Genomic DNA, 14,240 nt, shown 5'->3' on the forward strand with positions numbered 1-14,240 from the left:
CCCGCCATGCTCCCCAAGCGTCCCGTCTACATCCTGCACGGATTGCTCGGCACCGCATACGGACACTTCGGCCAGCAGATCAAGGCATGGGGGCAGGACCACAATCTGGTGCCCATCGATCTGCCGGGGCACGGGCGCTGCCCGATCCATGCGAGCGAGGACTATTTCGACGACGCCTACGCCTACGTCCTGGCGTTGATGGAGCGCTTCGGCAGGGGGCGGCTCGTCGCCGCCTCCTACCTGGGCGGGCCGCTCGCGGTGCGCTGCGCGGCCGAGCGGCCAGACCTGGTCTCCTCCCTGGTCCTCACCGGATTCGGCACTGGGATGGACAAAGAGGCGTTCCTCGGCCAGGTCGAGGGATTCCACCGGCTGACCAGGGACAACCCTGAGCTCGTCGCGGAGTTCGAGCGCCTGCACACCCCCCGCTGGAGGGACACGCTGGCCGCGTTCACAGCACACACGGCTCTGGCCTACGACGAATGGATAGGAGTGAGCGCGGAGCAACTCGGCAAGCTCAGCGTTCCGACCTTCATCATCAACGGCTCTCTCAAGTCGATCGAGCGCGCCACCGCCGAGCAGGCGGCCGACTTCGGTGACCAGATCCGCGGCCTCGTGCTCGAAGGCGCGGGCCACATCGCCGGTCACGACGCTCCGGAGGCGTTCAACGCGGCGGTGAAGGCGTTCTGGATGGAGGACCCCGAACGGTGAAGCCGTTCCCCGACACCACGAAGGTCCGCCAGGACCTGCACGAGCTGCTCCAGGAGAGCGACCCGCAGCGTCCTCTGGACTCCCTGGAGACCGTCGTGGTCCTGAGCTACCTCGACAAGAACCGGCTGGACGTCGGCGCCGATGCCGCCGACCGCCCCCAGACGATCGAAGGGTGGGTTGCATGGGTCGCCCGGCATTCACCAGATTCCTGACGACAGACCGCGAAGGCTCGGTTCGCTGGGGCGAGCGGACCGCTTCCTGGCGCACGCTGCTGGCGCAGGGCCAGGAGCGTTCCCGCCAGGTGCGCCCGCAGGGCAGCTATCTCGTCGACCCCAGCGTCGGCATGGAGGCGCTGATCTCCCTGTTCGCGGTGGCGACCGTGCCCGACACGATTCTTCTGTGGTCGGCGGCCGACGGCATCCCCCGCAAGGAGCTGGCCCCCGGTCTGTACGAAGTGGACTCGCCGCTGCCCGGGCCCATCGACCGGCCCATGTGGGGAGTGGCCACCTCCGGCAGCTCCGGCACGCCCAAACTGGCCATCGGCCACGCGGACGTGTGGGAACTGATCGCGCTCCACTACGAGAGCGCCATGTTCCGGCCGGCGTTCGGCGGCGGCACTCCCACGACGCTGGCCACGTGCCTGCCCCTGCAGTTCTCCGCGGCGTTCTTCATGACCGTCCTGCCCGCGATGTTCCTCCAGCGGGACCTGCTGATCTTCCCCGCGCACAACTGGCGCCCGGTCCAGCAGGTCGCGTCGGAGCACGAGGTGTTCGTCCTCGGCGTCCCCGCGCTCGCCGCCGCGGCGTGCCTGAACACCGACGAGCCGGTGGACATGTCCAGGGCGGCGCTGTTCCTCGGCGGCGGGCACGTCAGCGAGAGCCGGGTCCGGCTCATCGAGCGGCACTTCACCGGGATCTCCATCGCCAACCTGTACGGCACGGCCGAGACCGGCGCGATCAGCGTCGACTACCGGCCGGGGCACAACCGGCACGTCGGCCGGCCCATTCCCGGCAAGGCCGTCTGGCTCGAAGAGGTCAGCGAGCACGGGGTGGGCAAGGTCACGGTGGCCGCGCCCGACTGCTGCCAGTTCATCTGGACTCCTGGGCACGATCCCGTGCCCACCGCGGGCCGCGTGGCGAGCACCGACTACGGGCGCTTCGACGACGAGGGCAACCTGTGCCTGGAGGGCCGGGTCGACGGAGGAGAGAAGCTGAGGGGGATCCTCGTCTACCCGCGTGCCATCGAGCGGCATCTCCTCACTCTGGACGGGGTGGCCGACGCCCGGGTGCTGGTCCAGCGGACCGAGGCCGGCCTGGAGCATCTGCTGGCGAAGGTGGTGGGCGAGGTCGCCGAGGCGGCGGTCCGTGAGCACTGCCTCGCGCTGGCGGAGATCGAACGCCCCACCCGCATCGAATGCGTCTCCGAACAGCAGGCCGCGACCGTCTACAGCGCCAACGGAAAGCTCTGAGCATGTTCAAGATCACCGCTGACGCCTTCTACGTACGGACCGAGGAAGGGGTGTGGCTGCGAAACAACACCGGCTCGTTCTCCGTCCGCGGCGCGGGCAGCTACGAGCTGGTCCACACCCTGCTCACCTCCCTTGAGGAGGGACGCGACGCCGAGGAGATCCTGGAACCGCTGCCGGACGGCGCCAAGCGCGCGGTGTCGCAGCTGATCGAGAAGCTTCAGGCCAATGGGTTCATCAGGAAGGTCGAGCACGATCCCGAAGAGGTCCCCGGGTGGATGGCCGAGCGGTACCAGGCACATCTGGCCTACCTGGACCATCACGCCGACCGGCCCGTCGCACGGTTCCTCCGGGCCCGTTCCACCCCCGTCGCCTGCGTCGGCGAGGGCGCCGCGCTGCGTGCGGTGGTCGGCGCCCTGTCCGAGTTCGGCTTCGCGGACGTGCTGGTCGCCGGCGCCGCCGAGGACCTGGCGGAGCTCTCCGGCCTGCTGGAGGACGGGTGGCGGACACTCGCCCTGGAAGAGTCCGGCCTGAGCGCCGCGGCCCGGCATCCCGAGGTCAGGCGGGCCGCACAGGTCCTGCTGGCCGTGGACGGGGACGACGTGGCTGATGTGGCCGACGCGCAGGAGCTGTTGTCGGCCCGCGGGCAGAGCGTGGGCGTGCTGGGCCGGTGCGGCGAGTTCGTGACCTCGGTCTCCGACTGGTGCTGGGAGTGCGTGACGGGATGGTTCTCCGCCCCCGTCACGGGCCAGCCGACCGGGCTCCCGCCTGCCGCGGCCCCCGCCACGATCGCCGCGCTCCACCTGGTTCAGAACGCCTTCACCCGGGCCGCCGAGGTCGAGCTGGGGGGCCGCGACACCATCACCTCCGTCGAACCGCTCGCCCCCGTGGTGCGCTCACACGCCAGGCGGCGCCACCCCGGCTGCCGCCGGCACGAGTACGGCGCGCCACGCGAGGCGGGCGACCTGGAGTCGCTCGACGGAGAGCTGGTCAGGCCCGACATACCCGCCTCCCACGATCCCGAAGACCTGGTCGCGATCAATGACCGGATCGTCGCGGTGACCACCTCGTGGGTGGACCGGGTCACCGGCCCCTTCCTGGCCCTGGGCGAGGAGGACGAGCAGCAGCTGCCGCTGGCCGCCAGCACGTGCCGCGTCTCCGACGGGAGCGTCGCCAGGGACGTGGTGTGCCGGGCGATCTCGGCGCGCGAGGCACGCAACCAGGTGGCGCTGATCGCGCTGGAGTGGCTGGCCGGACGGTACGGGGACGCGGACAGGCCGGGGAAGGCGTTCTTCGGCGCCGGATGGACCCCGGCCGAGGCCGCCTACCGCGCGTTGCTGGCCGCCTCCGAGGCCCTGGACGGTGACGTACGCGTCTGGGAGCCCGCCGCCCAGCCGGCAGAGGCCACCGTACGTCGCTTCCTCGCCGACACCCTGCGCGACGGTGGCCGCCCGTGGTCGGCGACGGCAGTGGAGCGGCTGCCCACCGGGCTGTTCTCCGCACACGTGCGCACGGGCGACGCGACCGTACGGGGCCTGGGCGTCGATGAGGAGCACGCCGTGGACAACGCGCTGCTGCGGGCCGTGGCGGAGGAGGAGGCCGCGCACCTCGCACCACCGGCGGCCACTTGGAGCGACGCGGTCGCCGCCATCGCCAAGCAGGCGGACCTCTCCGGCCTGCGCGTCCTGGATGCCGGGGCTCTGCTGCCCTTCCTCGACGGCCGGGCACACCTGATCGCGGTCGTGCCCGCAGGGGAGGCCGGATGAGCGTGCGGGGAACGGGCCTGCTCGCCGATCACCTCGCCCGCGAGCTGGACACGGACGCCACGGTCATGGTGGCCGAGCTGGGCGATCTCACGCCGCTGCTGGAGGAGTCGACGCGAGACGGCCGCCCGGTGTGCTTCGTCGGCACCTGGCGCTCCATCGTCTACGTGGGCCCCTTCTGGCGGCCGGGCACCGCGGGCTGCCCGATGTGCCTGGTCAGCAGGGTGGCCAACTCCGCCTACGGCCCGGACAGGTCGGGAGACGACTTCAGCCGGCCGGCACGACCGGGACGTGGCGCGTCCGTGCTCGGGCCGGGCCTGTTCCACCAGATCCTGCTCAGCGTCCGCGGCGGGCTGGCCGGCCAGTTGCTGGACGACGGGCAGGTCCTGGTGGTGGACGGCTCGGCGGGCACCGCCGAGCTCCAGGTCCTGCTTCCCGACTCGACCTGTCCCACCTGCGGCGGAACCGGCGCGGGAAGCGTGCCGGAGCTGACCGGCGATCCCTTGCCCAAGAGCGACCCGGGCACGCTGCGCGTCAGGCGGATCGACCCCGACATGATCACGCGGGACTACCTCTTCCCAGGGCTCGGCCTGTTCAAGGAGCTCAAGCAGGACCTGCAGAGTCCGTTCGGCGCCTGCTCGGTCGAGCTGCCCACCCAATGGGGCCGGCGGGAGCCCGCGATCGGCCGGGCCACGACCTACCGCGACAGCCGGTCCATCGCCGTGCTCGAAGGCCTGGAACGCTACGCCGGGCTGCACAGGGGCGGCGGGCGGCGGACGGTCCGCGCCAGCTACGCGGAGCTCGCCGATCGTGCGCTCAACCCGCTGGAGCTGGGCGTTCACCCCGAGGAGTGCTACCGGAGCGAGGGGTTCAGGTATCGCGAGTTCCACCCCGACACGGTGGTGGACTGGGTGGAGGCCTACTCGTTCGAGCGGGACGGCCCGGTCCTGGTGCCGGAACGGGCGGCGTTCTGGGGGCCCAGGCACGATGGCGAGACCTCCTTCTTCTACGACACCTCCAACGGCTGCGCCCTGGGCTCCTCCGTGGAGGAAGCGGTCCTGCACGGCCTGCGAGAGGTCGCCGAGCGCGACTCGTTCCTGCTCACCTGGTACCGGCGGCTGGCCGTGCCGGAGGTCGATCTGACCCAGGCCACCGGACCGCTGGGTGACCTGCTGCGTAAGGCGAGCCTGTTCACCGGCTTCGACCTGCGCGCCTTCGCCACCACGATGGAGTACGGCATGCCGTCCTTCTGGCTGCTGGCGGAGAACCGCACCGGCCTGGGGCCGGCGACCTTCGCGGGATCGGGCGCCCACCCCGATCCCGTCCAGGCGCTCATCGGCGGCCTGCACGAGCTCGTCGGCATCATCCTGGCGACCCGGCACTCCTACGAGGAGCGCAGGCCAGAGGCGCTGCGCATGCTGGAGGACCCGGCGCTGATCCGGCGGATGGAGGACCATTCGCTGGTCGCCGCACTGCCCGAGGCGCGGGAGCGCTTCGCGTTCCTGCAGCAGCGGGAGCGGATCCCCCTGGAGGAGGTCCGCGCGACGATCCGCCGGGACGAACCCGATCTGCGCGCGGACCTCGACGTCGCGGTGGGCGGGCTGCGCAAGGCCGGCATGGACGTGCTGGTCGTCGACCAGACCATGCCGGAGTTGCGGCGCAACGGGCTCACCTGCGTACGGGTGATCGTCCCCGGCCTGGTGCCGATGACCTTCGGACACCGCAACAGGCGGACCCGCCACCTGCCCCGGCTGACGGAGGGCGCCGGTCTGCCCTACCCCGGCCGGCTGGAACCGGACGAGGAGGTGGGATGCGTTCCCCATCCGTTCCCCTGACCTTCACCGCGGACGAGGCCCACGAGCATCTCACCGCCCTCCTGCGCGAGCCCACCTCGGTGAATCCGCCGGACTGGCGGATCGACTGGGCCGACGGTCCCTGGCCGATCAAGGTGTACGCACGGGGAGAGCGCGTGCCGCTCAAGCCGGGACCGCTGAGCAAGCTGCTCAACCTGAGCCTGGCCGTGGCCCGCGTCCGCTTCGCCCCGGGCGGGCTCGCGCCGACGCCCTCAGGCCGCAGTACCGCGCCCCAGGGTCCGCGGCTGGTCATGCGCCGGCCTATCCCTTCCGGCGGCTCGATGTACCCGACCGAGTGCTACGTGCTCGAGTCCGGCTCTCGCGCCTGGCACTACGACCCCTACCGTCACGAGCTCACCGGCCTGGGGCGACCGGAGGCGGCGACCGCGCTCCGGCGCTCGCTGGGACTGGACGACCGCGCACTCCTGCCCACGACGGTGCTCATCCTGACCAGCCGGTTCTGGAAGAACTTCTACAAGTACGGGGAGTTCGCCTACCGGCTGGGCGGGATCGACGCGGGGGTGGCCCTGGGCAGGCTGGTCACGCTGGGCCGGGCCGAATACGGCAAGGTGGACGTGCGTACCGAGTTCGCCGACGCCGTGCTCAACGACGGCCTCGGGCTGGACGGCCGCGATGAGAGCGCCTACGCCGTGATCGGACTGGGTCCCGCCCAGGACTCGCCCGTCACCGCCGTGAACCAGGAGCGGCCTCCCGTACTGATCGAGCGCTCCCGGCGGATCAAGAGGTCGCCGGTGTTCGAGGCGATCCAGGCGGCGGCGCGGCGGCGGGAGCCGCCGAGCCCGAGGGACTTCAGCGAGGAGAGCGCGGGCCGGTCCGCCGCTCCGTCGCCGGCCGACATGGTGCGGCGCACCTCGAACGGCAGCCTGTTCAACGGCCGGACCGCGGGGCGGGCGGCGCTGCTGACCGTGTTGCTGCGGGCGGAGCAGGCGCTGGCGGAGCTGCGGGCCGTCAGCGACGTGCCGGACCTGGTGACGCTGCACTGCGCCGTGCGCGCGGTCGAGGAGGTGGCCCCCGGGTGGTACCACTACCGCCAGGGGCGCCTCACGCTCGCCGAGGGCGGCGACCCCGCACGCGAACTGCAGCGGGCGGTGTTCGCCGACAACATCAACGTCGAGCTGGCCGCGTTCACCGTGCACGTCGCCGCGCCCGGCGACGTCCGGCCGCTCGGCGGCGCCCGGGCCCACCGGCAGCTGCAGCTGGGTGTGGGCGTGGCCGTCGATGCTCTGACGCTGGCGGCGACGAGTGCCGGACTCGGCAGCCACACTCTGCTCGGCTTCGACGTGACCCGCGTGGCCGAGCACTACGACCTGCCGGATGACCGGGCCGTACAGGCACAGGTATGCGCCGGGCCGACACGGCGCACCGTCACGTGGGAGATCTCGGTGACCCAGCGATGAACAGATTCAGTCCATACGTCCTGTTCCGCAGGGGCACCCTGGGGATTTCCGCCCTTGACGGTCTGGTCCCCGTCCGGACCTGGGCTCTGCTGGAGCAGGCCGAACACGTCAGTGCCCGCCGTGCCGCGGTCGGCGAGCGGCTCGCCGACGAGCTCTACCAGGTGATCCCCTCGATGCCCGCCGAGGACCGCCGTGAGCTGCTCCGGATGCGCAGAGACCTGCACAACGGCCGCCGTCCGCGCGCCCGGCTCGACCACGGGAGGCTGCCCGGGCACTGCCGGGACCTGCTGGCCGAGTGGGAGCGGGAGCACGAGGCGGAGGCGGCGCTCCTGGCCGAGGTCGAGGAGACGCTGGCAGCCGAGTCGGAGGCCGCGCGGAAGACGCTCGCCGAGGTGGCCAGGGACGAGAACATGCAGCGGGGCATCCAGATGTCCGGCGAGGACGTCTACCGCGAGGTCATGGCCTACGCCGCCGACCCGCTCGGCTACGGGCGCAAGCCCAGCAAGCGCCGGCGCGTGGAGAGCACGATCACCAGCTACGCCTACCGGGTGGTCTTCAAGCCCTCGCCCTTCGGCGCGTTCACGGAGATCGGGGCGGGACCGTGGGAGTCGGCCACCGGCACGGGTGCGGACCGGCGCCGATCTCTGGTGCGGTTGAGCACCGGGTTGCTGGCCTGGATGACACATCGGCTCCACCTGACGGAGGGCTGGCAGGACCTGCTCAAGGTGCGGCTGAACAACAGCCTGCGCACCGACGGCGAGCGCGCGGTCTTCATCCGCAGGCCGCTGGAGGGCGAGGAGGACGTCTTCTCCTTCGCCCAGGACCAGGTCGTCAACGCCAAAGAGACGGATCTCGTACGGCTGCTGGTCGAGACCCTGGGCGCGGGCGAGGTGACTCAGCGGGCGCTGTGCGAGCGGCTCGTCGAGGCCGGGCTCACCCCCGAGCAGGCCACCACGACGATCGATCAGCTCGTCCGGCTGGGTCTGTGCCACCGCGGCATCGGATTGCCCGACCAGACGATCGGGTTCGCCGGCGAAGTGGCCGCGCTGTTGAGGCAGGCGGGCAGCGCGTTGGCCGAGACCTTCGAGTCGCTGCAGCGGATCGAGGACTCGTTCGGCCGGGCCACGGCCGAAGAGCGCGCCGGGCTCCTGGCCGAACTGCGTGACCTGGTGCGGAACTACGCCGCCACCCTCGGCTGCCGGGCGCCCGGCGAGGAGGCGCTGCGTGCCGTCGTCTACGAGGACGTCGGCACCGGATCGGCTCCGGCCGTCTGGCAGCCGGACCTGCTGGAGGCCAATGGCGAACACCTGGAGTTGTTCCAGCGGATCCTGCCCGTCCTCGACAGCGCGACTCTGGAGAAGGAGGCGCTCTACCGCTTCTTCACCGAGCGGTATCAGGGACAGGCGGACCTCATCGACTTCTACGCGGCCTTCGCCGCGCTGCCGCCCCAGCAGGCGGGCGAGCTCATGAGCGGCGTCGGCTCCCCCGAGGCACGCCAGGTTCTGCACCTGCGTCAACGCTTCTTCGACCTGCTGGACGACGATCCCGCCCGCGAAGAGGTCAGGATCGATCCCGACCGGCTGCGCGCCTTCGCCGACGAGGTCACGGCCGTGCTCCCGCCCTGGCGGTCGGCCGCGTACCGGGTGCAGTTCAGCCGTACGGCGGGACGCCGCCTGGCCGTGGTCAACGGGGTCACGACGGGTCACGGTGTGTTCTTCTCGCGTTATTGCCATCTGCTCGCCGAGCCGGGCGGCTGGGATCTCGGGGAAGAGCTGGCCCGGACGATCGCCGAGACCAACCCGCGCCAGGTCGATCTCAACGCCGTGCTCGCGTTGAACTTCAATCTGCATCCCCGGCTGACAGATCTTGAACTCGTCTATCCCGGCGCGATCGCGCGTGATGACGGCCGGCCCTCGCTCACCCTCGCCGACGTCGCCGTGCGGGCCGACGCGACGACGAGGCGCCTGCGCCTGGTCTCCAAGATCGACGGCGAGACGTTGGACCTGGTCCCGCTCAACTTCCTCTATCCCGCGGCCGCGCCGCCGCTCTATCGCTTCCTGTGCGCCTTCGCGCCGACGAGGACCTACCGGGGCGGGCTGTGGGAGCAGCGCGACCGGTTCGGCCCGCCGACCGGCCGGCCCCGGGTGGTGCTCGGCGATCTCGTCCTCGACCGGCGTTCGTGGTGTGTCCCCTTGGCTGAGGTGCCCGCGCTCGACGGGCTCGAACGCGGGGAGCCGGCGGCGCTCGAGCGCTTCGACCGCTGGCGGCGCGAGGCGGGCATCCCGCGCTACGGCTTCTTCCGGATCCTGCGGCCGGTCAAGCCGCCGGTCGAGCCCGGCGACTTCCTGGAGGAGACCAGGCGCTGGGCCCTTGAGGCCAGGAGCGCACGACTGCACAAACCACACTTCCTGGACGCCCGGCAACCGCTACTGCTGCACGTGCTCGCGAAGCAGGCCACCGCGGCGCCCGGCGGCACGCTCGTGATCCACGAGTGCCTGCCCGCCCTGGCCGAGTACGGACAGGACGGGCCGCACAGCGCCGAGGAGTTCTTCATCGAATACACGCTGGGAGGAGCCGGCCATGTCATCGGGTGAGTGGCACGCGCTGCACGTGTACAGGCACGAGCGCCAGGACGAACTCCTGGTCGACGGGCTGGCGCCCGCGCTGACCTCCATCGAGGACTTCTTCTTCCTGCGCTACTGGCAGGGCGGCCCGCACATCCGGGTCCGGGTGAAGCTCCACTCCGACCTCGCCGAGCCGGCGCTCGGCCGGCTCACCGAGCGGCTGGCCGGCTTCCTGGCCTCCCGGCCCGTCGGCGATTTCGACGTCGAGGGATTCCGCCAGGCCCAGGCCACCATGGCCGATCTGGAGAGCGCCGGCACCGAGGAGGTCTACCCCGGCGACACCATCCGCCGCGTGCCGTACGAGCCGGAATATGACAAGTACGGCGGTCCCGAAGGAGTGGCGATCGCCGAGCGGCTGTTCGCCGCGAGCAGCAGGATCGTGCTCGACCTGCTGGGCGACGTCGGCGGCAGATCACCGGCCCGCCTGGGCGCCGGGCTGTCCATGATGGTCCGCGGGATGTGCGCCGCGGGCTTCACCGCCGAGGCGATGGCCGGCTTCTTCGCCCATTACTGCGTCCTGTGGTCGCCCTACGTCTTCACCCGGTTCCTGGAGGCCTGGCCTGACCTGCTGAAGGAGCGCCACGACGCGACGCGCGCGCATGTGGAGACCTTGCTCTCGCACGCCGGAGAGCTGCGCGGCGATCCGTTCGGCGCCGCGGTCGCCACCGCGTGGGCCGGCGTGACGGACGCGGCGGAGGTCGTGCTGCCCCAGGTCGTACTGGCCGGGGCCGACGCGTCGAGAGAGCGCCGCGAGCGCGTGCTCATGGCGAGCTACCTGCACACCCACAACAACCGGCTGGGGCTCATCCCGGAGCAGGAGGCGTTCCTCGGCTTCCTGGGACACCACGTGCTCAGCGAGTGTGCCGGCCGGCCGCCGGTGAGCGACCTGATCGAGAGCGTCCGCAGGCACCGCGAGTCCCGCCTGGGCGCGTACGCGAGCTACTGACCAGTGGAGGTTGACATGGATGTGACGGCCAAGACCTACCCCTTCCAACGGCACCGCCCCTTCGACATGCCGGAGGAGTTCGGCTGGCTCCGGTCGAACGCCCCGGTGAGCCAGGTGAAGCTGGCCAGCGGGGACCCCGCCTGGCTGGTGACCAGGTACGAGGACGTGCGGGCCGCGCTCGCCGACCCGAGGTTCAGCCGCACGATCAACAGGGAGGGCGCGGCCCGGGTCAACACCGGCTTCAACGTGGGAAGATCCAGCCCGGTCTTCAACTTCGGCGGCTCGATCTCCATGCCCCCCGGCCACACGCGCTGGCGGCGCATCGTGAACAAGGCCTTCACCCAGCGCCAGGCAGACGGGATGCGGGAGAGCATCGCGGCGCACGCCGACGAGGTCCTGGAGGACCTGGCGGCCAAGGGCGCGCCGGCCGACCTCATGGCCGACTACGCCTATCTGCTGCCGATCCGGGTCATCTGCGACTTGCTGGGGATCCCGCGGGACGGACATGACGAGTTCATCGCCTTGGCGAGCAAGCTGACCCGCCGCGACTTCAAGACGGGACACGCGGCCTTCGGCGAGGCACTGCAGGGCATCGGCCGGTACGCGGCCACGCTGATCTCCCGCAAGCGCCGCAACCGCGGCGACGACCTCCTCAGCACGCTCATCGATCTGCACGACGAAGACGAGAGCACCCTGTCGAACGAGGAGCTCGTGGCCACCGTGATCCTGCTGCTCACCGCAGGTTACGAGAGCACGGCGGTGCAGTTCGGCAACGCTTTCTTCGCCCTGTTCCACAATCCCGGGCAGTTGGAGCGGCTGAAGAGCGAGCCGGAGCTGATCGAGACGGCGGTCGAGGAGATTCTCCGGTACGCGCAGATGGGCACCGGCTTCGCGGTGGCGAAGTTCGCCACCGCGGACATCGAGCTGTCCGGGACCACGATCCCCGAGGGCTCGACGGTCTTCATCTCGCTGGGCTCGGCCAACCGGGACGAGGAGTTGTTCGGCTCCGACTCCGAGGTGCTGGACCTGGGGCGGCGCTCGGCCCAGCGGCAACTCGCCTTCAGCGCGGGCCCGCACTACTGCCTGGGCGCGGCCCTCGCCCGGATCGAGCTCCAGGAGGGGATCTCCCGGCTCCTGGCCCGTTTCCCCGGGCTGCGGCCCGCCGGCTCGTTGGAGGACGTCGTACTGGCCAGCAACCTGTTCACCTACTACCCACGCGAGCTGATGGTCGCCTGGTGATGGACGGGATTCGCTGGGACTCCGCGCGTGACCGCCTGATGGTGCTCTCCCCCGAGCTCGCCGAGGTCGCGCTGAAGGATCCGCACATCGTCACCGGGGTAAGCCACGGCCGTGGCGAGGGCATCGGGCGGCTGCCGGGGGAAGGCGAGACGCCCGATGTGGCCGGCTTCTTCGAGATGTGGTACACGGTGGGCGACGACTATGCGCGCTTCAACAGTGAGCTGCGCAAGGCTTTCACCACGCGGGCCGTGGAGAGGTTCGCCGACGGTATGGCCAGGCTGGCCGACTCGCGTCTGGACGGGCTCCCGGGCGAGGGCGATCTCGCGGCCGACTACCTCGGCCCGTACATCATGGACAGCACCTTCCTGCTGCTGGGCGTGCCGGAAGAGGAGTGGCCGCGGCTCGCCAAGGTCTCCCAACTGGTCATCCACCTGTTCAAACAGCAGCTTCGCGGCTACACGGAACCTTCCGAGAAGGAGCGGTCCGCGTTCGCCATCGCGATGACCTATCTCAAGGCGCTGACCGACGAGCTCCTGGCCGGGCCCGCCGACACCCCCTTCGTGCAGGCGGCGAGAAGGCTGGTGCGGGCGGAGGACGGGAACTGGCCGATCGCCGCGCTGATAGGCCAGCTGCTGATGGCGGGCATCGAACCGATGATCACGGGAGCGAGCGTCACCTGCCGGCGGATCTGGTCCGATCCGGACCTGCTGGACGGGCTGCGCACGGGTGCCCTCGATCCGGGGGAGGTGGCCGAGGAGGTCATGCGGCACCACCCGCCCTTCGGGAACATCTTCCGTTTCGTCGCAGAACCCTGTGACTGCCTCGGCGTGCCGCTCTCGCCCGGCACGGTCCTCGCCATCGACATCGCCGCGATCAACCAGGAGCGCGTGCCTCCTCGCCCCCTCGGCCAGGGCTGCCCGCTGCGCTCCAGCGACGTGCTGACTTTCGGCAAGGGCCTCCACTACTGCCTGGGCGCCAACAGCGCCCGGCTGCAGATCTCCATCGCCGTCCACCGGCTCGTGACCGCCGAGCCCGCGATCGCCGTCAATGCGGACGGGATGGTCATCGACACGATGAACAACCTCAAAGAAGTGCGCTCTCTCCCCTACGTGAAAGGACGGCCGATGAGCCACCCCAACCACCCCAGCCACCAGGGACAGCCCACCGGCGTGGACCCGGATGAGATCCCGGACATGCCCAACTTCGCCATCCTCGTGGTCAGCGACCTGAGCAAGTCGCTGGAGTGGTACGTCGACGGCCTGGGCTTCTGGGTCGAGAAGCAGCTGGAAGGCCCCGACGGGCAGCTCGCGGTGGTTCACCTGCGTCGCGCGCAGTATCGGGACATGCTGCTGCGCCCTGCCAGGGAGCCGCTGGAGGGGCCGCTCGGGCGCGGCGTCCGCCTCAGCTTCACGGTCAACGCCGAGACCGAGGCGTCCATGCAGGAGATCGCCGAGCGGCTGGAGAAGCTGCCCCAGGGCACCGTCAAGGGCCCGCTGGCGACTCCGTGGAACACGGTGGACGTCGAGGCGACCGACCCCGACGGGTACGTGGTCGTGCTGACCACAGTCGCTGACCGGGCGCGGACCTGGACCGAGCTGAAGGACAGCGTCCGCGCGTCCGACGGGGGCGCCGGGGCATGACCGCCAAGTCATCCAAGCTGGTCTCGGCCACGTACAACACCGCGTACAAGCTGGGCCTGGCCCCGTGGGACAACGGCCCGCCCATGGACGAGCTCATCGAGATCCTCAAGGAGTTCACCCCTGGACGGGCCATCGACCTCGGCTGCGGCACCGGCCGCGACGCGGTCTACATGGCTCAGCAGGGGTGGCGGGTCACCGGTGTCGACCTCTCGCCCGAAGCCATCAAGAAGGCCAGGAAACGCGCCGAGGCGAGCGGGGTCGAGGTCGACTTCGTCCGGTACGACCTGCTGAACCTCCCGGAGGAAGGCATCGAGGACGGCTTCGACTTCCTGCTCGACTTCGGATGCTCGCACAGCCTCCGCGACGAGGCCAAGGGCCCCTACGCGGCGGCCGTCGCGAAGCTGGCCAAACCGGGCGCGACCCTCTACCTGTACGCGTTCACCAAGGGGCCGCTGAGCGTGCGCAGGGAAGAGATCGACACGTGTTTCTCGCCGTACTGGGAGCTGATCTCAGCCGTCCCCGGCAGCGTGCGGCGCACCCCGGACGCGGGACCCACGTGGTACCGCATGGTACGCAGGAGCTGA

Annotated in this window: 11 protein-coding genes; all 11 read left to right on the forward strand. The window is 70.8% G+C overall.

Annotated features, from left to right (window positions below; genetic code table 11):
- Positions 1 to 6: 6 nt before the first annotated feature.
- From ACIBVN_RS26970 to ACIBVN_RS27020, 11 genes are read left to right on the forward strand one after another with little or no spacing between them, the layout of a single operon-like run.
- A complete protein-coding gene (locus tag ACIBVN_RS26970; RefSeq protein ID WP_397140888.1) occupies positions 7 to 708 on the forward strand; it encodes an alpha/beta fold hydrolase in 702 nt (233 codons plus the stop codon).
- Positions 705 to 920, forward strand: coding sequence for a hypothetical protein (locus tag ACIBVN_RS26975; protein ID WP_397140890.1), 216 nt, complete (start codon positions 705 to 707; stop codon positions 918 to 920). The genes ACIBVN_RS26970 and ACIBVN_RS26975 overlap by 4 nt, the downstream gene beginning before the upstream one ends.
- Positions 890 to 2,176, forward strand: a complete 1,287-nt coding sequence (locus tag ACIBVN_RS26980; protein ID WP_397140892.1) for an AMP-binding protein — start codon at positions 890 to 892, stop codon at positions 2,174 to 2,176. Before ACIBVN_RS26975 ends, ACIBVN_RS26980 begins: the two co-directional genes overlap by 31 nt.
- A 2-nt stretch (positions 2,177 to 2,178) precedes the next feature.
- Complete coding sequence (locus ACIBVN_RS26985) at positions 2,179 to 3,939, forward strand: hypothetical protein (RefSeq protein WP_397140893.1); 1,761 nt, start codon at positions 2,179 to 2,181, stop codon at positions 3,937 to 3,939.
- Positions 3,936 to 5,771, forward strand: a complete 1,836-nt coding sequence (locus ACIBVN_RS26990; protein WP_397140894.1) for a TOMM precursor leader peptide-binding protein — start codon at positions 3,936 to 3,938, stop codon at positions 5,769 to 5,771. The genes ACIBVN_RS26985 and ACIBVN_RS26990 overlap by 4 nt, the downstream gene beginning before the upstream one ends.
- Entirely contained in the window at positions 5,747 to 7,207 is a 1,461-nt protein-coding gene (locus tag ACIBVN_RS26995; RefSeq protein ID WP_397140895.1) for a nitroreductase family protein, read from the forward strand. The genes ACIBVN_RS26990 and ACIBVN_RS26995 overlap by 25 nt, the downstream gene beginning before the upstream one ends.
- Complete coding sequence (locus tag ACIBVN_RS27000) at positions 7,204 to 9,801, forward strand: lantibiotic dehydratase (protein ID WP_397140896.1); 2,598 nt, start codon at positions 7,204 to 7,206, stop codon at positions 9,799 to 9,801. The genes ACIBVN_RS26995 and ACIBVN_RS27000 overlap by 4 nt, the downstream gene beginning before the upstream one ends.
- A complete protein-coding gene (locus ACIBVN_RS27005; RefSeq protein WP_397140898.1) occupies positions 9,788 to 10,777 on the forward strand; it encodes a thiopeptide-type bacteriocin biosynthesis protein in 990 nt (329 codons plus the stop codon). Before ACIBVN_RS27000 ends, ACIBVN_RS27005 begins: the two co-directional genes overlap by 14 nt.
- Positions 10,778 to 10,792: 15 nt before the next feature.
- Positions 10,793 to 12,016 carry a cytochrome P450 gene (locus tag ACIBVN_RS27010; RefSeq protein WP_397140900.1) on the forward strand — a complete coding sequence of 408 codons (1,224 nt, stop codon included), beginning with the start codon at positions 10,793 to 10,795 and terminating at the stop codon, positions 12,014 to 12,016.
- The gene (locus ACIBVN_RS27015; protein ID WP_397140997.1) at positions 12,016 to 13,656 is read left to right on the forward strand and encodes a VOC family protein; all 1,641 of its coding nucleotides are present in this window, start codon (positions 12,016 to 12,018) and stop codon (positions 13,654 to 13,656) included. Before ACIBVN_RS27010 ends, ACIBVN_RS27015 begins: the two co-directional genes overlap by 1 nt.
- A complete protein-coding gene (locus tag ACIBVN_RS27020; protein WP_397140902.1) occupies positions 13,653 to 14,240 on the forward strand; it encodes a class I SAM-dependent methyltransferase in 588 nt (195 codons plus the stop codon). Before ACIBVN_RS27015 ends, ACIBVN_RS27020 begins: the two co-directional genes overlap by 4 nt.

The sequence above is a fragment of the Nonomuraea sp. NPDC049400 genome, from assembly GCF_044466425.1.
In the GTDB taxonomy this organism is placed as follows: Bacteria; Actinomycetota; Actinomycetes; order Streptosporangiales; family Streptosporangiaceae; genus Nonomuraea.

Coding starts and splice junctions, on each gene's coding strand:
- ACIBVN_RS26970 (WP_397140888.1), top strand. CDS start 7: ATGCTCCCCAAGCGTCCCGTCTACATCCTGCACGGATTGCTCGGCACC.
- ACIBVN_RS26980 (WP_397140892.1), top strand. CDS start 890: ATGGGTCGCCCGGCATTCACCAGATTCCTGACGACAGACCGCGAAGGC.
- ACIBVN_RS26985 (WP_397140893.1), top strand. CDS start 2,179: ATGTTCAAGATCACCGCTGACGCCTTCTACGTACGGACCGAGGAAGGG.
- ACIBVN_RS26990 (WP_397140894.1), top strand. CDS start 3,936: ATGAGCGTGCGGGGAACGGGCCTGCTCGCCGATCACCTCGCCCGCGAG.
- ACIBVN_RS26995 (WP_397140895.1), top strand. CDS start 5,747: ATGCGTTCCCCATCCGTTCCCCTGACCTTCACCGCGGACGAGGCCCAC.
- ACIBVN_RS27000 (WP_397140896.1), top strand. CDS start 7,204: ATGAACAGATTCAGTCCATACGTCCTGTTCCGCAGGGGCACCCTGGGG.
- ACIBVN_RS27005 (WP_397140898.1), top strand. CDS start 9,788: ATGTCATCGGGTGAGTGGCACGCGCTGCACGTGTACAGGCACGAGCGC.
- ACIBVN_RS27010 (WP_397140900.1), top strand. CDS start 10,793: ATGGATGTGACGGCCAAGACCTACCCCTTCCAACGGCACCGCCCCTTC.
- ACIBVN_RS27015 (WP_397140997.1), top strand. CDS start 12,016: ATGGACGGGATTCGCTGGGACTCCGCGCGTGACCGCCTGATGGTGCTC.
- ACIBVN_RS27020 (WP_397140902.1), top strand. CDS start 13,653: ATGACCGCCAAGTCATCCAAGCTGGTCTCGGCCACGTACAACACCGCG.